This is a genomic window from Brasilonema angustatum (genome assembly GCF_059505445.1).
Genome location: NZ_JCACKO010000153.1, coordinates 92,141 through 111,714, shown reverse-complemented (window position 1 = coordinate 111,714; position 19,574 = coordinate 92,141). Strand labels below are relative to the sequence as shown.

The 19,574-nt window shown below is 40.9% G+C and carries 14 protein-coding genes; 7 read left to right on the top strand and 7 right to left on the bottom strand.

Annotated elements, in window-relative coordinates:
• Positions 1–5: 5 nt before the first annotated feature.
• The 3 genes from AC5JM2_RS33635 to AC5JM2_RS33625 form a co-directional block, all read right to left on the bottom strand.
• A complete protein-coding gene (locus AC5JM2_RS33635; protein ID WP_495840188.1) occupies positions 6–3,341 on the bottom strand; it encodes an efflux RND transporter permease subunit in 3,336 nt (1,111 codons plus the stop codon).
• Positions 3,342–3,842: 501 nt separating this feature from the next.
• On the bottom strand, positions 3,843–4,859 hold the full coding sequence (locus AC5JM2_RS33630) for a HAMP domain-containing sensor histidine kinase (protein WP_495840186.1): 1,017 nt from the start codon (positions 4,857–4,859) through the stop codon (positions 3,843–3,845).
• A 1-nt stretch (position 4,860) separates the two neighbouring features.
• Complete coding sequence (locus AC5JM2_RS33625) at positions 4,861–5,604, bottom strand: response regulator transcription factor (RefSeq protein WP_495840184.1); 744 nt, start codon at positions 5,602–5,604, stop codon at positions 4,861–4,863.
• A 1,006-nt stretch (positions 5,605–6,610) separates the two neighbouring features.
• Here AC5JM2_RS33625 and AC5JM2_RS33620 point away from each other — a divergent pair.
• Positions 6,611–7,060: a hypothetical protein gene (locus AC5JM2_RS33620; RefSeq protein ID WP_495840182.1), complete on the top strand. Its 450-nt coding sequence runs from the start codon at positions 6,611–6,613 to the stop codon at positions 7,058–7,060.
• 422 nt (positions 7,061–7,482) lie between these two features.
• Here the strand turns inward: AC5JM2_RS33620 and rppA are convergent, their stop codons facing one another.
• The gene (rppA, locus tag AC5JM2_RS33615) at positions 7,483–8,184 is read right to left on the bottom strand and encodes a two-component system response regulator RppA (RefSeq protein WP_495840180.1); all 702 of its coding nucleotides are present in this window, start codon (positions 8,182–8,184) and stop codon (positions 7,483–7,485) included.
• A gap of 67 nt (positions 8,185–8,251) precedes the next feature.
• Between rppA and hisG the strand changes: the two genes are divergently transcribed.
• The 4 genes from hisG to AC5JM2_RS33595 all read left to right on the top strand — a co-directional run bounded on the left by hisG (position 8,252) and on the right by AC5JM2_RS33595 (position 14,539).
• Complete coding sequence (gene hisG, locus AC5JM2_RS33610) at positions 8,252–8,896, top strand: ATP phosphoribosyltransferase (protein WP_495840178.1); 645 nt, start codon at positions 8,252–8,254, stop codon at positions 8,894–8,896.
• Between the two features lie 281 nt (positions 8,897–9,177).
• Entirely contained in the window at positions 9,178–11,703 is a 2,526-nt protein-coding gene (locus AC5JM2_RS33605) for a GAF domain-containing protein (protein WP_495840176.1), read from the top strand.
• A 14-nt stretch (positions 11,704–11,717) separates the two neighbouring features.
• Complete coding sequence (locus AC5JM2_RS33600; RefSeq protein WP_495840174.1) at positions 11,718–12,143, top strand: response regulator; 426 nt, start codon at positions 11,718–11,720, stop codon at positions 12,141–12,143.
• A 155-nt stretch (positions 12,144–12,298) separates the two neighbouring features.
• Complete coding sequence (locus tag AC5JM2_RS33595) at positions 12,299–14,539, top strand: PAS domain-containing hybrid sensor histidine kinase/response regulator (protein WP_495840172.1); 2,241 nt, start codon at positions 12,299–12,301, stop codon at positions 14,537–14,539.
• A 16-nt stretch (positions 14,540–14,555) separates the two neighbouring features.
• Here the strand turns inward: AC5JM2_RS33595 and sfsA are convergent, their stop codons facing one another.
• The gene (gene sfsA / locus AC5JM2_RS33590; RefSeq protein WP_495840170.1) at positions 14,556–15,344 is read right to left on the bottom strand and encodes a DNA/RNA nuclease SfsA; all 789 of its coding nucleotides are present in this window, start codon (positions 15,342–15,344) and stop codon (positions 14,556–14,558) included.
• 207 nt (positions 15,345–15,551) lie between these two features.
• On the opposite strand from sfsA, the gene AC5JM2_RS33585 reads away from it, so the two are divergent.
• Entirely contained in the window at positions 15,552–16,817 is a 1,266-nt protein-coding gene (locus AC5JM2_RS33585; protein WP_495840168.1) for a tetratricopeptide repeat protein, read from the top strand.
• 233 nt (positions 16,818–17,050) lie between these two features.
• Here AC5JM2_RS33585 and AC5JM2_RS33580 read toward each other — a convergent pair whose 3' ends face one another.
• Entirely contained in the window at positions 17,051–18,067 is a 1,017-nt protein-coding gene (locus AC5JM2_RS33580; RefSeq protein WP_495840166.1) for a ThiF family adenylyltransferase, read from the bottom strand.
• Positions 18,068–18,118: 51 nt separating this feature from the next.
• On the opposite strand from AC5JM2_RS33580, the gene AC5JM2_RS33575 reads away from it, so the two are divergent.
• The gene (locus AC5JM2_RS33575; RefSeq protein ID WP_495840165.1) at positions 18,119–18,328 is read left to right on the top strand and encodes a hypothetical protein; all 210 of its coding nucleotides are present in this window, start codon (positions 18,119–18,121) and stop codon (positions 18,326–18,328) included.
• A 283-nt stretch (positions 18,329–18,611) separates the two neighbouring features.
• Here the strand turns inward: AC5JM2_RS33575 and AC5JM2_RS33570 are convergent, their stop codons facing one another.
• The gene (locus AC5JM2_RS33570; protein WP_495840163.1) at positions 18,612–18,851 is read right to left on the bottom strand and encodes a hypothetical protein; all 240 of its coding nucleotides are present in this window, start codon (positions 18,849–18,851) and stop codon (positions 18,612–18,614) included.
• Positions 18,852–19,574 lie beyond the last annotated feature (723 nt).

The following is a 19,574-nucleotide window of genomic DNA, read 5'->3' as shown; positions in this document are numbered from 1 at the left end:
GATATTCATGCCTGCCTCACTTTCTCCAAAGTCGGTTCAACGGCAGGATAATTATTTTTCTGAGGTCTGTTTTTGTAAGGTTTTTTTGTCTGTTTTTCCACTAGGTTATATAGTGTTGGCAGCACTATCAGTGTAAGAAAAGTTGCTGATATTAATCCGCCGATAATGACTACGGCAAAAGGTTTCTGACTTTGGGAACCAATGCCGTTTGATGATGCCACAGGAAGTAAACCTAAGATAGCCACAGTTGCTGTCATCAGTACTGGACGCATCCGCGCCAGCGCCCCCTCATAAACTGCCTTGCTTATCAAGAAGGGTATGATTTTCGATTCTTTATATGACAGTTTTGTATACCTAATCATTTTGAGGCTATTCTTCTGCGTTCCTAGTTGAATTAGGGCGATGTAGGCAGCTTGAGATTTTATGCCGGGGGGAAATATGACGACACAATCAACGTCCGCTTCTTTTGATAACCGAGCAATATAGTCTTGGGACAACTGATTAATGTAGCTTATTAGAATCACGCCATTCTGTACTGCTACCCCAGTCAGGGCAATGAATCCTACCCCTGCGGAGATACTGAAATAAGTGTGGGTAACAAACAAACTCACTATCCCACCAATAGCTGCAAGGGGAACTGCCACCAGAATCAGTAAGGCATAGCGTGCCGAACCAAAAGCCAAAAGTAAAATCACAAAAATCAGACACAGAGTAAGCGGCACAACTACCATCAGACGCTTATTTGACTCTTGTTGGTACTCAAACTGTCCGCTCCATTCGAGTGTATATCCCTCAGGTAGATGAACTTGTTGAGCAACTTTGCTTTGTGCTTCTGCCACGGCTGAACCCAAATCGCGCCCTCGTACATTAGCTTTGACAACCATGCGACGTTTGTTCTCTTCGCGATTAATGACTAAAGCTCCCGATACAGCCTGAGTATGAGCCACTTGAGAAATAGGAATTGAACTTATTGATCCTGGTGGATTAATGAGTAAGTTATCTATTGCTTCTTTGGTGTTGCGATAGGGTTTGGCTAAACGTACCAATACGTTAAAGCGTCGCTCTCCTTCCACAAGCTGGGTCACTGTCTTGCCTCCCACGGATGTGGCAACTAAATTCTGAATATCAGAGACATTCAGACCGTAGCGGCTAGCAGCATCACGGTCTACAACGACTTGATACTGGGGCTGACCAAGGATATGATCCCCTGCAACATCTACCATGCCAGAAATTTGACTGACGATGGTAGTTATTTGGTCTCCTAACTTTTGGAGTACGTTCAGGTCGGGGCCAAATATCTTGATTCCCAGATTTCCTTTTGCCCCAGAAATGGCTTCATCAACATTGTCCTGGATGTACTGTGAAAAATTGTATTCTACATTAGGAATGACTGAAAGCTCCTTGTTCATGGCGCTAACCAGTTCCTCTTTTGTACCGTGGAACTGAGAACGCCACTCTTGTGCTGGTTTGAGGTCTACTAGAAACTCAATATTGCTAAATAAGTTGGGGTCAGTTGCATCATCAGGGCTACCCGTCTGACTGGTGACGTTTTTAATCTCTGGATACTTGACAATAATCTCACGAATGCGCTTGGCAATTAAGGTTCCCTCTTCTAGCGAGATTGATGGAGGTAGCACTGTTGCCCGTAACCAAATGTTGCCCTCTTCCAGAGCAGGTAAGAACTCTGAGCCGATATGTAAGAAGATGAATACTGCAAGCGCCAATGCCGTCACAGATCCTGCAATTATCGGCCACGGATGATTTATTGTCCAGCGCAAAATCGGCTTATATATTGACCGAACGACAGTGACTACTGGGCTTTCACGTTCGATGACAGGCTTACGGGTCATAAAAAATGAGATCAGCACTGGGATGATGGTCAAAGCAATTAGCATTGCTCCCAAAAGCTGGAAGTTCATCGTGAAAGCGAGAGGGCGGAAGAGCTTACCCGCTACCCCATCAAAGGTAAACAGAACAATAAAGCAACAACAGATGATACTTGTGGCAAACAAAATTGGTCGTCCCACCTGCTGGGCTGCTTCTAACACCAGATTGTTGCGACTCTTGCGATCCTTCAAATGATGGCCCTCTTCACTCAGACGGCTAAAAGCATTCTCCACCATCACGACTGCCCCATCAACGATGATTCCAAAGTCTATTGCTCCCAAACTGAGCAAATTCGCCGGAATGTGAAAAAGGTTGAGGCAGATAAAGGAAAACAGCAACGCCAATGGAATAACAGTCGCAGCTATCAAACCACTGGTAAAGTCAAATAAAAACACAATGAGTACAATTATCACCAGCATAATTCCCTCTCCCAAGTTGTGTAAGACAGTGTGGAGAGTTTCCCGTACCAGCTGGAGACGATCATAGAGTGGTACGAGACGCACTCCCTTAGGCAAGGATTTTTGAATTTCTGGAAACTTTTTGTAAAGGCGCTCAATAACTCGGGAAGGATTCTCGCCCCGACGCATCAATACAATGCCCATGACATCATCATCATCCCTGTTTTTGCCAAATTGCCCCAAGCGTACGCCTGTACCAATCTCAACAGTTGCTATGTCCTGGATACGGATAGGTGTCCCACCTTGAGTCGCCGTAATCACTACTTTATTAATATCGTCAATATTTTTGAGCAGTCCGAGACTGCGAATAACGAAAGCCTGACCGTTTTTCTCAATGTAGTTGCCACCTGTAGTACCATTGGAGTTGGTTAAAGCCTGAGAAACTTGATCCATACTCAAGCCCAAGGCTTTCAAGCGTAAGGGATCTACATTTACCTGGTAGTTCTTAATTGGACCACCCCAACTCGTTACATCAATAACGCCAGGGATTTGCCGAAATGCCTTCTCTAAATCCCAATCTTCAATGGCTTTACGCTCCATCGCCGAGTAGTATTTTGATTCCACCGTATAGCGATAAATTTCACCTACGCTACTAGCATCTGCATCAAGTTGGGGTTTGGCATCGCTAGGTAGATCTGCTTGAGCAGTTCGCTGAAGTACCTGCTGCCGGGCAAGTTGACTCGGTGTGCCGTCCTCGAAAGTAAGAACGATAACCGATAAGTTAAGGAAGGAGGTAGATCGCAAGCTAATCTCACCAGGAATACCGTTTAATTCCTTCTCCAGTGGTACCGTCACTAGTCGTTCCATTTCCTCTGCCGCCTTCCCTGGCAAAATAGTGATTACCCTGACTTGGGGATTGGTGAAGTCGGGATATGCTTCAATTTCTAGCGTTTGGAAGGCTCCGTAACCCACTACCAACAGCAAAATAGCAATTGCCAAGGTAATATAGCGGTTTCGGAAAGCAATGGAGATGAGTTTATCGATGAGTTTATTCACGACGCTCAATCTAGATTTGGGTGTAGGTTTCAACTAAGCTAGTAATTGGGGTAGTCTTTTAAAACCGAACCATACTAAGCCAAAAGCAAAAAGCTTTACGGTCCAGGTTCCTTGGTTTTCCAATGTTCCAGCTTTCAAAAAAGTTATAAGAAGACACAAGGGCTTATGGCAGGGGGCACAACAAGCAGGTAAAAGGATTCAAGACCATTAACCTTCGCTTTGTTAAGGTGTTTTTTCACTCGGACATCACAAGGCAGAACAGAAAAATCATAGGATAGTTTGAAAATTCAGATTTGTTCAAGGTTTAGGCATTTTTTCTCGTCAAAACTCGAAAAGATGAATCATACCAAGTTGCGTTAAAATATGTCATTTCTCCCGTTGGGCTTTGGACAGGATAGAGAAGAATATTGATAACGGTAGTATTACGTAATATTAAAAAGAGCATTTAAAGAGTAACAAGCAAATATGACTAGAGTAAGACTAGCATCAGTAAAAATATGACTAAACAGCCCTCGGTATTGAAAATCTAAACATCGATCCTTTGCCTAATTCACTTTCCACTTCAATTTTTCCGTTATGCAGTTGCACCAATCGTTTGGTAATCGCCAGTCCGATGCCATTTCCTCCTGTTCTGGCATTGCGTGACGGATCTGCCCGCCAAAAGCGCTCAAAAACTTTAGGTAAATCTTCTTGAGCAATTCCAATACCTGTGTCTGTGACTGCGATCCATACATAATCGCCCTGTAACCAAGCGCGAATAGTCACTATTCCATTAGGGGTGTAGGTAATTGCATTGCCGATCAGATTAATCAGAATTTGCTTGATGCGATCGCGATCAGCATAGACAGGAGGTAAATGATTTGGTATCCGCAATTGCAGTTGACAATTTGCCTGTAAGCTTGCTGCCCGAAAGGTTGTGACAATTTTCTTGAAAATCGGTGCGAGGGGCAACGGCTGAAGTCGCAAGGGCAAATAGCCCGTTTCGACCTTGGAGAGTTCGAGCAAATCATCCACCAAACGAATCAATCGCTCAGCTTCCTCACTCATTTGCCTTTGGATCTCGGCGGTCATTTGGGTCATCCCAGTATTGAGCATTTCTAGATAGCCATGAATCACAGTAATGGGCGATCGCAACTCGTGAGCCATATCACTCGTCAATTCTTGCCGCCGCTCTTCGATTCCTTGTAAGCTAATAGCAAGATGGTTAAAACTGCTGGCTAAACGATTAATTTCAGGAATCGAAATGTGAGGTGCCCGTGCTGTTAAATCTCCACCGGCAAATGCCTGCATTGCCTTTTCCATCGTTAGTAGCGGACGTATAATAATGCGTGAAGTCAGTATGCTAACAGCGCTGACACTCAAGAGACTAACGAGGGCTGCTACCACTCCGTCCTGAAAATTTTGACCAGATAAGTGACTCACCAGATTGACGATGCTAATTCCCAACAGCATCACACTCAGGTGAGACAAAAGTAATCGTAGCTTGAGACTGAGTGTCCAATGATTTACCAGAAACATGTTACACTTTGCCATTTGAGTCCGTAAAGCTATAGCCAATCCCAGGTACCGTGCAAATAAACTGAGTCTTATCTAGTTTTTCACCAGTAGCATTGGTGCTGCATAGCTTTTGTCGTAGACGCTTAACGTAAGAATCCACGATGCGAATGTCACCAACATAATCCATTCCCCAAACAGTATCGAGCAACTGTGAACGGCTCCAAACTCGTCCTGGTCGGCTAGCTAATACCACCAGCAAATTAAACTCTAATGTCGTGAATTTAATCGTCTCTGTTGTGCCATTGGTGTCTTTGAGATGGACAGTCCTACGTTCTTGATCTATTAGTAAATGGCGTGTTTCGATCATGTTTTCTGAATTGACTTGCTGTCGCTGCTCTCGTCTGAGCAATGCTCTAAGCCGCACGGCAAGTTCTACCGGACTAAAGGGCTTCGGCATATAGTCATCAGCCCCAGTAGAAAATCCAATGATGCGATCAATTTCCTCGATTTTGCTCGTCAACATCATGATGTAGGGATCTTTCTGCTTTGATTTAATGAACTGACGAATATGGGCGCAAATATCTAAGCCATTTCTCCCTGGCAGCATCAAGTCGAGAATGACGACATCTGGTTGGAGTTTACTAAATTTGTCTAACCCTTCATTTCCATTGTATGCAATATCACAAATGTGTCCTTCGCTCTCTACACAGAGGCGAATCATCGCAGCAACATTCACTTCATCTTCGATTACTAAGACAACAGCCATACAAAGGTCTTTATTTCTTCATATTTTGACATCTTGCACTACTGATAATTAATACTTTATAAAAGCCAGTACAATATCTAAAGCCTTTATTTTAGTGAAAAAGCCAAAAAAAGTGATGTAACTTTCTCGCGCGGGTTTTGACTAACCCTAGGCTTATACGCAGAGGTGCAAGCTCTCAGCGCCCAACTAGCGGCTTACGCCAGTAGCAATATATGGAAGAAGCATATTTTTCAGTATCTCTAAAACCCTTGCTGTATCAGGATTATAAAATGTGCATCTTAGGAGTCTCCAAAGAGTCTAGATAGAATTTATACAAAATTTAAAAAAGAATGCGACAGATACACACTCCCAAACCCTTGTGATGTCTGGCTTTCTTAATTTTGAATTTTGAATTTTGAATTTTGAATTGGTATTACGGGTATATCTATGAGAGTGGCATTTAATTAATAGCAAGAAAATATGACTAGAGTAAGACTAGCGTTAGCAAAAATATGACTAAGAAGCGATCACAAACAGGACTTACGCAACTGGCACAGGCAAGCGTTAAATTTTAGTACATGTGTATTGGCAAGACTGACGCAACTGGTACAGGGCGATAAGCCGGAGGCTTGACGCTACGCGTATCGCTGCAACTGTCACAAGCAATGGCATGGCATATCTGTGTGAGCTTGTCCAACAACTAATTGATCAGAGTGAAACGGGATGGACTGTCATTTGGCAACACCCCATTCTCATTCTTTTGTTCCATTCTTCATCAAAAATTTACAAAATAGATTTTTACTATATGTATATCATTTAGAAGAAAGTTTTCTGACGCTCATTGTAATTAAATACGAAGACTTAAACTCTGACAAAATTAATAATTTGATATTATTTTACTAAAAAATAATCAAAATTAAGTATTTTAGAATTTAAAACAATTTTGTAATTATTTGTTATCAACAAATAATTACAAAATTAAGCCTTTAGGAAAACTATCCAAAATTTACAGTAGGAGACAAAAAATATGTTCTTGAAAAATAGAGTACTCACAACTGTTTTTTCAACTATCTTTGCTTTAGGTTTTGTCAGTACAGGAACATTTGTCAAAGCAGAAGACGCACCGCGAAAATTGTCTTGCACAAACAAAACGTTACAGGGTGACTACGCATCTCAAGTTTCTGGTTTTCAAAATCCTGGAGCCACTCCTTTTAATTTACTCTTTCTAGACAGATTTGATGGAAATGGCAACATACAAGGGATTAAGGGTGCTACCAGTACTGGTGGAGAGGTTGCACAAGATTTATCTGATACTAGTACTTACCAGGTAAATAGTGACTGCACTGTTACTCTATCCTTTCAAAATCAAAAATTTAAATACTTTGGTGTAATTGTTAATAATGGGAAAAAAGTTTTGATTCTAGAAACAGATTCTGGTACGAATATTTCTGGAGTGTTGGAAAAAGTTAATTATTAAGACCTTGAATTAAGACACTCGCATTTTGCAACCCTAGTTAACGCACTCTACTATTTCATGTGACTTTTCACGGCATGTGGAAAAGCCACAACACTAATAGGGTGTGAGCGTATATAGAGATGATGTTCAGTATTCGGCTAAATTACTAGGACTTACGCAAGCGTGACAGTATAAGGTCAACTGGCATATATATTTCAAATTGAGTAAATGCTCGTAAGCATCGATTTATAAAGGTTATAGCCAAATTCTATCCGTGTGACAGTTTGAAGAAAAATGTGCCAGTTGCCTAAGTCCTGACAAAGAAAAATTCTGATTGACTGACAAAAGTTAAAAATCTGCAATGATGTCTTTTTACTCCGCAGATGAAACAGATGTAAACGCAGGGTGATGAAAAAATTCAAAAAGCATAACGCACTCTACTTTTATTCTCCAGTTCCCGGTGCAGAAGTACCAAAGCGATATCCTTTAGCATAGACTGTATGAATTAATTGTGTTTCTCCAGGTTGTTCAATCTTGCGCCGTAGTAAGCGAATTAATGCAGCAATAACATTGCTACTAGGTAGTTGCTCATCTTTCCAGAGATATTGGAGAATCTGGGCGTGAGTGAGCAGTTGTCCCGTATTTTCCATAAAATATTGCAGCAGCTGACTTTCTTTTTCGGATAAGTCGATGATTCTGCCTTGACGATAGGCGACTTGGTTTTCGGTATCGAGTTCTAAGTCAGCTACTACAAGCTTTTGGGTTGTTGTACCGTGGCTTTGTGAACCGGAACGACGCAATAAAGCCCGAACTCGTGCTAGCAACTCCCGCAACTCAAAAGGTTTAACCAAATAGTCGTCAGCACCTGCATCCAAACCTTCAACTCGATCATCGAGAGTATCTTTAGCCGTGAGAAACAACACGGGCGTAGTTTCGCCTTGGCGTCGTAATTCTTGACAAATCTCCAACCCTGTTTTTCCTGGTAGCATCCAATCTAGAATCAGTAAGTTATAACTACCGCTTTGTGCAAGTTGGCTACCACTTGCCCCATCATAAGCCGCATCAACGCTATACCCCTCACGAGTTAACATACGACTCAAAGGATCAGTTAATTCAACTTCATCATCAACAAGCAAAATTCGCATGGCAAGCTATTGTACTTAGCTATCAGATATTATTATTTTGCTGATTGCTGAACGCTGAGTGCTACTTATGCTGACTATTGCATTGCCGAAAGGGGAACTTCTTAAAAATAGCATCCGGATTCTGCAAGATGTGGGATTGGATTTTAGTGCTTTTTTGGATTCAAGTAACCGCCAACTTCAGATTCCTGATTCTAGTGGCAAAGCCAAAGGGTTGCTGGTGCGAGCGCAGGATGTGCCAGTATATGTAGAATATGGTCAGGCGCAACTTGGTATAGTTGGATATGACGTGTTGCGCGAGAAAAAGCCACAAGTAGCCCACTTAGTTGACTTGCAGTTTGGTCATTGTCGAATGTCGGTGGCGGTGAAACAATTAAGTGCTTACCGTTCCGTGTTGGAATTACCACCTCATGGTCGAGTTGCTTCAAAGTATGTCAATAGTGCGCGAGAGTATTTCCACGGTTTGGATTTACCTGTGGAAATTGTACCGCTGTATGGTTCTGTGGAACTAGGTCCGATTACAGGGATGTCAGAAGCAATTGTGGATTTGGTTTCGACAGGACGAACCTTACGCGAAAATGGTTTGGTTGAAATTGAAACTTTGTATGAAAGTACCGCAAGATTGATTGCTCATCCTTTGAGTTATCGTTTGAATGCAGATGATTTGCTTGGATTGATTGAGAAACTGCGAGCGATCGCTCTGGCTACAGTTTAACCTAGTATCTCTTTACCAGGGATTCATGCAGTTTTGTCATTGTATCTATGCGCTTTCTATATCACATCTATCAAAAGTAGCATAAAATACAATAATGTTGAACACACATTCATCGAAATAAGCTACTTTTTTTAAGTGATATAGCAGTCACCAGGTAGATTAGGACACGAACTAATGAGAAAACACGGTCACCAAGAGACTTTCAAGTTTGTTCCCTGTTCTCTGCTCCCTGCTATAAAAGGCTCAAAGCATTAAATTTCAAAAAAATTTAATAAAAATTTATGCTTGTAATGATTGATAACGAAACAGCAAGACTTGAAGCCCTGCGCCAATATCAAATTCTTGACACTGAACCAGAAGAAGCTTACGACAATATTGCTCAGTTAGCTGCCTTCATTTGTGATGCTCCTATAGTCCTTGTCAATTTTATTGATGAAAACCGCCAGTGGTTTAAAGCAAAAATAGGTTTGGATGTGCCAGAAATGCCTCGTAGCGTCGGATTATCTTACCTTTGCCAAGAGCGACGAGATGTGGTGGTCGTTTCTGATACTTGGGCTGATGAAAAGTTAGTAAAGAATTCAGTAGTCATATCCTATCCTTACGTACGGTTTTATGCAGGTGTCCCCTTAATGACTCCAAAGGGAGATATGGTGGGGACTCTTTGCGTGATTGACCAAGTACCACGGAAACTAAGCCAAAAACAAGTAGAAGCACTTGTGGTACTTGGTCGCCAGGTGATTAGCGAATTGGAGTTAAGGCGTCATTTGGCTGAGGTATCCCATTTTGCTGAGGAACTTAAACGCACGAAGGAAAAACTGGCACACAGCGAAAATCTTCTCCGTACAATCATTGAGTCAGAACCAGAGTGTGTCAAATTGTTAGCCAAAGATGGGACACTACTGGAAATGAATCCGGCTGGATTGGCGATGATTGAAGCTGATTCCCTCAATCAAGTGCAGGGAAGCTGCATTTATCCCCTCATTGCCCCTGAGTATCGTCAAGCCTTCAGAACATTGACAGATCTGGTTTTTCAAGGCGAATCAGGAATACTGGAGTTTGAAATTATTGGTCTCAAAGGTACTCATCGGTGGTTGGAAACCCACGCCGTTCCGCTGCGTAATTCTGAGAAAGACATCATTGCCTTGTTAGCAGTGACACGGGACATCACTGAAGGTAAGCGAACTGAGGCTTCCTTACGCGATCGCGAACAACATCTGAAGCTAGCATTGCAGATTGCTAAACTCGGTTCTTGGGAGCAAGATTTGAAAACGGGCGACTTATCTTGCTCCAACCAATGCAAGGCAAATTTTGGTTTGCCGCTTGAAATTGAGCTTTGTTATGATACGCTACAGCAACGCGTTCATCCTGAAGACCGCGCCTATAGGCAGGAAGCTGTCAGACAAGCTTTAGAGGAACGCCAAGATTATGAGGCAGAGTACCGCAATATCTGGTCTGATAATAGCATCCACTGGGTATTGGCACGAGGTACTGGAATTTATGATGCTGATGGTAATCCCACTCGCATGATTGGTGTCACACTTGACATAACTGCTCGTAAACAAGCTGAAGAGGAATTCAAACGTCAAACCAAGCGTTCTCAACTATTTGCCGAAATCACCCTCAAAATTCGTCAATCTTTACAAATTGAGGCAATTCTACAAACCACGGTTATTGAAGTTCAAAAACTGCTACAAGCAGACAGAGTCATTATCTTTCGCTTATGGGGAGATGGTTCAGGAACGGTGATGCAAGAGGCTGTCTTACCTGGTTTTCCTGTTGTACTAGGACAAAATCTTCTTGATCCGTGCTTTGCGCAAGACTATCAAGAACCATATCGTCAGGGCAGAATCAGTGCGATCGCCAACATTGAAACAGCAAACCTCCAACCTTGCCATAAAGAATTTCTCTCCCAATTTGCTGTCAAAGCGAACCTCGTTGTCCCAATTCTTCAAAGAGAAAACCTCTGGGGTTTACTCATTGCTCATCAGTGTGAGTGTCCTCGACAATGGAATAATGTAGAAATTGAATTGTTGCAACAGCTCGCAGACCAAATAGGCATTGCCCTATCTCAAGCACAACATTTGGAACAAGAAACCCACCAACGCCAAGAACTGGCTCGTTCCAATGCCGAATTAGAACAATTTGCCTACGTTGCTTCTCATGATTTGCAAGAGCCGTTGCGAATGGTGGGGAGTTACTTGCAGCTTTTAGAGCGACGATACAAAGATAATCTCGATGCTAGGGCGAATGAGTTCATTGGTTACGCTGTAGACGGAGCACTTCGGATGCAGACACTGATCAATGACTTGTTGAGTTATTCCCGTGTGAGCACACGTAGTCAGCCCTTTGAGCCAGTTGATTGTCGTTTTGTTGTGAATTGCGTTCTCGCAAATCTTAAAGTTGCTGTTGAAGAAAGTAACGCAGTCGTCACCTACGATACTTTACCCGAAGTCATGGTGGATGCTACACAACTGTCGCAGTTGTTTCAAAACCTCATTGGCAATGCAATTAAGTTCCGCAGCCAACAGCCACCTCAAATTCATATTGGGGTTGAACGCATAGAACAAAAGTGGCAGTTTGCAGTGCGTGATAATGGAATTGGCATGGAAGCTCAATATTTAGAGCGCATTTTTGTGATTTTTCAGCGTTTACACACTAGAAATAAGTATCCTGGTACTGGCATTGGACTTGCAATATGTAAAAAAATTGTAGAACGCCACGGTGGAAATATCTGGGTGAAGTCACAACCGCAACATGGTACAACTTTCTTGTTTACAATTCCTGATAGAGCAGGAAACAAATTGTGAGCTTTGAATGAATCATGCCCATTGAAATTTTGCTAGTGGAAGACAACCCTGGCGATGTGCGATTAACCCAGATAGCTCTCGAAGACAGCAAAATTTCCGTGAACTTGAATGTCGTGGTGGATGGCGTAGAAGCCATAGCATTCTTACGCAAACAGGAAAACTATACTCAGGTACCCACTCCTGGCATAATCCTGCTTGATTTAAACCTGCCTAGAAAAGATGGAAGGGAGGTGCTAGCAGAAATTAAAGCAGATCATACCCTTAAACGTATTCCCGTAGTTGTTTTGACAACATCTAGAGCTGAGGAAGATGTCTTAAAGGCTTACAACCTCTGTGCTAACTGCTATATTACTAAACCTGTTGATTTTGATCACTTTGTCAAAATAGTACATTCAATAGAAAATTTTTGGTTCACTGTTGTCAAGCTACCACCGGAGTGACGAGACGAATCAATTCAAAATTCCCTGCCTGCGGCACGCTGCGCTAACGTTCAAAATTCAAAATTCAGAATTTTCGCCTTTGCAAAGTGTCCCTAGACAAGGGTACACGGGAGATGACTAACGACTAATAACAAATAACAAATAACTAAAAAATAATGAAAATTTTATTAGTAGAAGACAATCCTGGTGATGTCGTTCTTTTAGAAGAGTTTTTACAAGATGTCACTTCTGTGAAATTCTACCTGAAGCAGGCAGAACAATTGGACGAAGCGCTGCGCTTTTTGGAGCAAGAAAGCTTTGATGTTATTTTGCTAGACCTTTTACTTCCGGATAGTCAAGGATTAGAAACATTTATTAAAATCCATCATCAGGCACCAGTCATTCCCATTATTGTATTGACAGGTTTTAATGATGAAACCTTGGCAATTAAAGCTATGCAGCAGGGAGCGCAAGATTATTTGGTCAAGGGACAAGTTAATGGTGACTTACTGGTGCGCTCAATGCGCTATGCTATTGAGCGTCAGCGAACAGAGGAAGCATTGCGACAGAGTGAGGAGCGATTTCGAGTCGCCCTAAAAAATTCGCCAATTATTGTTTTTAACCAGGATAGAGAGTTACGCTACACGTGGGTTTACAATGCCAATCTTGCCTCTACACCTGAGGAAATGATAGGCAAACAAGATTCCGAGTTGATTTGTGCAGAAGATGCTGAACGTTTAACGACTATTAAACGTAATGTACTAATCACAGGTGTAGGAACCAGAGAGGAAGTTTATATCACAACTGCCCAAGGGGTGAAATATTACGATTTAACTGTAGAGCCATTACACAATGAATCACAAGAAATCATAGGTATTACCGGCGCAAGCATTGACATTAGTGAACGTAAACTTGCTGAAGAGCAAATTCGCCAACAAGCGGCTTTGCTTAATGTCACGACTGATGCAATTTTTGTCCGAGATTTAAATAACTGTATTATATTCTGGAGTCAAGGTGCAGAAAATCTTTACGGATGGCAGGCTCAAGAGGTAATTGGTAAAAATGCTAATCAGCTTTTGTACAAAGAACAGTCATCAGAAATAGACGCTGCTCTTTCGATTGTTATGAGTAAAGGAAAGTGGCAAGGCGAGATTACTAAAGTGACTAAAAATGGCAAGGAAGTTCTTGTAGCCAGCCGCCGGACGTTAGTATGTAATGAAAACGGAAACCCCAAGTCTATTCTGACTGTTGACACAGATATTACCGAGAAAAAACTTTTGGAAGCGCAATTGTTCCGGGCGCAACGCTTAGAAAGTATTGGTACCTTGGCTAGTGGTATTGCCCATGACTTGAACAATATTCTCACGCCAATTTTAGCAGTGGCTCAATTATTACCGCTAAAATTCCCTCATGTCTACGAGCAAGATAAGCACTTGCTGGAAATCCTAGAAAATAGTGCTAAACGAGGAGCTGAACTCGTCAAGCAGGTTTTGTCATTCGCGCGAGGTGTGGAAGGAAAGCGCATGACTTTACAACCCAAACACCTGATCAGGGAAGTGGCAAAAATTCTTAGAGAAACATTTCCAAAATCCATCGAAGTCTACATAGAAATAGCAAAAGATTTGTGGATGGTTTCTGGAGATGGAACACAACTTCATCAGGTGCTAATGAACCTTTGCGTCAACGCCCGCGATGCTATGCCTAATGGGGGTACTTTAACTATCTGTGCCGAAAATTTGTTTATTGATGAAAACTATGCTCAAATGCTTTTGGAGGCAAAAACTGGATGTTACACAGTCATAACTGTTTCGGATACTGGAGTTGGTATTGCTTGTGAAATCATCGATAGAATTTTCGAGCCATTTTTCACAACCAAAGAACAAGGTAAAGGAACAGGACTAGGTCTTTCCACTGTTATAGGTATTGTCAAAAGTCACGGTGGTTTTGTCAACGTGTGCAGTGAAGTGGGATCTGGTACACACTTTAAGGTTTACTTACCAGCAGTGCAGGGAACGGAAACACTACCGCTTGAAGAGGTAGAAGTGCTTGCAGGACATGGAGAAGTTATTCTGATTGTAGATGATGAACCCTCAATTCAAGAAATTACCAAAGCTTCATTAGAAGCATACAACTATCAAATTCTGACTGCGAGCGATGGTATTGAGGCGATCGCCGCATATGCTCAACATAAGAACGAAATAAGTGCTGTGTTGATTGATATGATGCTACCTGCGCTAGATGGTTTAACCGTCATACGTACTTTGCAAAAAATCAATCCACAAGTTAAAATTCTTGCTACTAGTGGACTCATGTTCACCACTAAACTGGCAACAGTGGGCAATAATGTCAAATCATTTCTACCAAAGCCTTACACAGTTAAGGAATTATTGCACGCTTTACAGCAGGTTCTTCAGTAAAAATACAGACAGCCACTCAAAACTTAGATTCTGCTAAACCTAAATAACGCACACCTTCTGGGTTAACTTCAAAACGGCAAGGCAAAATTTCTAAACCAAGGTCGATACCAAGCCTGAATAATTTACCATATACAGGATCAGTACTATCGCCAGGGGCAAATTCAGTGCAATCGCTTCGATTTATAAAGTAAAGCATGACAGCACGATTTTGAGGTAAGAGTGCTGTTAGTTCTCGTAAATGCTTTTGTCCTCGTGTTGTTTCTGTGTCTGGAAAAAGTGCTAATTTCCCCTGCGCCCAAGTTGTATTTTTGACTTCAAGATATATAGGACAAGTATTTTTTGTTAAAAGTAAATTATCACTTTCTAAAAACAAATCGCTAGATGGAAGGTTGATGTTTGTATGTGGAAATAACAAGAAATCTACGCGACTTGATTTATTTTCTCCATAGGAAACTTCAGGGCGAATTTGGCTATAGTTTCCCAATTCTGGAAAAAGGTATGTTTCTAAAGCTAATTTGATGATTTTGTTGGGGAGATTTGTATTTATACCTACCCATGTTGGTTCATTGTCGTGTACCTGGATCATTTCCCAGGTATAAGCAAGCTTGCGGTTAGGATTATCACTGTAAGATAGCTGCACCACACTACCAGGAGTAGAAACTCCTGTCATTGGTCCTGTATTGGGGCAGTGTGCTGTTACAATTTCTCCAGAAGCAAGTTCAACATCGGCAAAAAATCGCTTGTAGCGTCTGAGCAAGACACCAGGATACAAAGGTGGGTAGCGGTAAAGGTAGTCGTTAGTCATTTGGTGATTTGTATTAACAATTTGAAATGAGTCAACGGAAGATTTAAGTATGAAGTGTAAAGATTAAAGTATTTCACCAAAGCTAGGGGTATAGGGGTATAGGGGTGTAAGGGTGTAGGGGAACCCGCCCACGGCACTGGCTCCCCTTACACCCCTAGTTATTCACTTTTCAACCTGTATCCTGACTTCATTGTTCAAATAAACGCCATGAATGACGAATTTTACAATAAAGGATTGGAAAGAGCCAAGCAAAAAGACTATGCTGAAGCCATTGAGGAATTTACCCGTGCTTTGCAGCTATCACCTTACTTTGCCGAAGCTTACTATCAACGGGGTTTAGCATACTATGATTTAGGAGAAATGTTGAATGCTGTTTCTGACTTCACAGAAGCGCTGAAACTTAACCCTCAAAGTGTAGAAGCTCATTACTGTCGCGCCTTAGCACGAGTGGCGTTGAAAAATCTGCCAGGGGCGCTTGCGGATGTAGAGCAAGCTATTCGTCTAAATGTAAATTATGCGGCTGCTTATAATTTACGGGGAATCGTGCACCGTAAACAAGGGTATATTCAAGATGCGATCGCCAGCTTTAAAAAAGCGGCAGAATTATATTTGCAACAAAACGACACAGAGAATTGTCGCCAGTGTCTAGAAAAAATTAAACAACTCCAACCAAAGCAAAAACCTGCTTTTGTACAACCAAGTCCGATAATTGCGCCACTCAAATCTGAAAAAGAATATTTCACCCAGTTACTAGAAAAAGCAGAAAAAGGCGATACCCGTCAAGCAATGGAGGATTTAAGCTGGGCTTTACGGGTTGATTCACAGGATGCACAAGCTTATTGCTGTCGAGGGGTGGTGCGTTGCAAGTTGGGTAACTATCGGGAAGCTATCTCTGATTTCAACCAAGCGCTGCGACTGAATTTTGAGGATGCAATCGTCTACCGCAATCGAGGAAAAGCGCGTTCTTGTTTAGGAGATCATCAAGGGGCGATCACTGATTTCAATCAAGCACTCCAAATGCAACCCCAAGATGCAATGCTGTATGTTGCTAGAGGCAATGCCTATCGAGTCATGGGCAATTATCTTGGTGCAATTAACGACTATAGCCAAGCATTGCAAATAAATCCCGATGATGCAACAGCTTACTACAATCGTGGCATTGCCTACACTTGCTTAGAAGAAATGGAACGTGCTGTTGAAGATTATCAGCGTGCAGCAAGTATGTTTTGTGAAAAAGAAGACTGGGAAAATTACCAACAAGTTTTAGATAGTCTCAAAAAAATTAACTCTCCCACTTCTAACTCCAAAGAAGCAAAATCTAACTTGCTACGACAACGCCTTTTAAGATTGGTTGGGGGATATTGGGAAATAGCCCAAAGATTGATTGATCAAGCGGAGTATGACTATCCTGGAATGTCTGAAGAGTGGTACTTGCAGAAAGTCATTGGTGATTGGGAAAGCGATCGCGGATAAGTAGAGAGAGTGTTATGACTTGAAACTCTTAGTTAACGGCTCAAGTTGATTGTAATCAACTTGAGCCACGAGCCACTATAAGATATCAGGAAGTAAGTAGCACTTACTTGTGCTATAAGATTTCTATTTGATTTTTGACGAAGCTAGGTACACTTTTATTTCTTCTTCCCTGTTCCCTGTTGCCTTCCCCTACGAGTTAGTTCAGAAATAAAACCGGATTCCTATGCTTGTTTCTACCATTCAGCAATCTTGACCAGGTTACCTTTATTAGAATTATATTGTAAAGTCGCATTCAGAGAGAGCGGCTGACTAATACTTGAAAGAAACTTGATCACATCTGAAATCATCAGAGTTCCAATCAAAGTATTGAGATATGAAATTGACGATGATACAACTGTTGAAGAATTATCATCCAGTCCCTTTTCCAGTTCTTGATTGTGCTTAAGAAACTTTTCCATATGGCTCTTGTGAGTCAATAATGGACCGACTATACCATGATAAACTCCCACACCTGAGAACATACATGGTACATTTTCCTGTATGCAATACTGTGCTATCCATGACTTAATAGTAATTGGTGGTGTGTCAGCACAACACAGAAGAAAATCCGGCTTTTCTAAGTTTTTTAAACCTGTGTACAAATCTTCGATAGAATTAATCCTGATTTGACGAGTATGGATTTTTGTATCAGAGTTTCTCGCTAAAATATAGTTGCGTAGTGCTTCAACCTTCGGTGTACTAAGGTCAGTCTGACTAAAACAAAACTGACGGTTAAAGTTTGTTATATTAACAGTATCATCATCGAGCAATATAAAGTTTTTAATACCAGCAGCTACCAGATGTTGAGCGGCGATATTTCCAGTTCCACCACAACCGATGATACAGACAGACTGTTTTGAAAGCTTTTGTTGTGCAGCATTGGGATCGTCAACGAAATCTGAAAAGAACTCTACTTGCTTTTCAAAAGGTGTTTCCTTAAATTCGTTTTTATAGAAAGGTCTTACTACACCCTTAGAATCCAAAAGTGAAATAACTTTTTCAAGTTTATCCCCTGGTAGTAAAGATGCTAATGTATTAAGTTGTGTACCTACAACCATTTGCTTTAATGCTTGCACTACCTCTTGAGGAATATTAGATAGTACCAAAGATGTTTGACCATTGGTTAGTAATGTTTTCTGTTCTGACGGAAATGATAAATATATACTAGGCTTCAAGGCTATTCCATCTTGGAACTTATTCAATATGTTCATAGTTAGCCATATATGAAAAGATAAAAATTACAACTTGATGCCAAAAATTCTTTGATAGTAATTACCGAAAAAATCACAGATAATAGCCAAAGTCAATCTAAAAATGACTTTGGCTATTATCTGGTAGTTTGGCTAATGGCAGTTATGGTGACAATTCATTCGGAAGTAAGAAGTGGGAGTAAAGATATCGATGATCTGACTCCCAACTCTAGCAAAAAGTTCGCTTACATAGTCGTCACAAGCATTGTTTGTGTCGTCTGAAACATCAATTTAATAATGCCAAGTTTATAGACTTCAGCCAGTAGATATTAGAAAAGGGAGTACTAAAATCTCCATCTTCCGATTACTAGTCTGAATAATTGAATTGATGTTTTAGAGCCGAGCAAGTATTCGTACTTAACTGAATACAGTTTTTTTGACACAATTTGTTAGAGAATTGGACAGACTACAAGCAACTAAGTTCAGTAATGAAATTTGCAATTAGCTTAGATTCAGCTTGTATGTATGTTGTCAAGTGTTACGTGTTGAGTAATTCCTTTGGTTTTCAACATCTGACAGGGTATTGTCCTTTGTTGTCAATGCCATCATTATCACCGCCCTGGTTACCCAATACGTTAACTGGTATGGAAAGTCCTATAGTATTACCATTTAGTAGATTATCTAGTAATCCACCTTGAATTTTACCAGTTTCGTCAGCACCTAATTCGGTGATGAAACTTTCAGGATTCTCAAAAAACAAATCAGCATTAGCAGATTCTAGATTTCCAAAAGTAATGTGAGCCATTTTAGTTTACCTCTAAGTAAGAATTGTTTGTCTTTTTCAACAAAACAGAAATGTTTTATTGCTGATTACCAGCTTAAGTAATAAACTCATATGATTCAAGTATTTTTAACTAGGCTTTTGGACAGAATAGTTACATCTTTTATCGGATTCAAATTAGCAATAATTTAATTAGCTATGGACTAACTAGTCAAAAAACGCCAAATTAGAAGAGTTTGAGTCATAACAAGTTATACATGTATATAAAATTAAGATGTAAATCAACTGCAAAGTATAGATAGAACTGACATAACTGATGCAGTTATTGCCGAACTGATATTTTGTACCTACTTATCTAAACCACATTGCACAAATTCGCAGCCCTATATCTGTCATTCTGTTTTTGAAAGATCGGGATGCTTCCAAAAAACAGACATAAATGTTTTAATTATGTCGTTGTCAGATAAGTATTTTGTTCAAAAATCTATAAAACTCCTATTTAATTTTTATGAAACTAGGTATACCCCCAACAGTATTTTTTCTGTTAAGTGTTAAGTGTTAAGCGCCCCCACAAGTTAGTATGGCTGAGTCCTCTGGATACGCGCAAGGGAAGCCACGTAAGCTAACAGAAATCTAAGCGGATTCCTATATAGAAAATCTAACTGTATCCTTTTTGTCTTTTTAGTAATCATTCCAACCTTGAAAAACCAGAATAAATAGTAGAGTATAGAAAACAAGAGAAGGCAA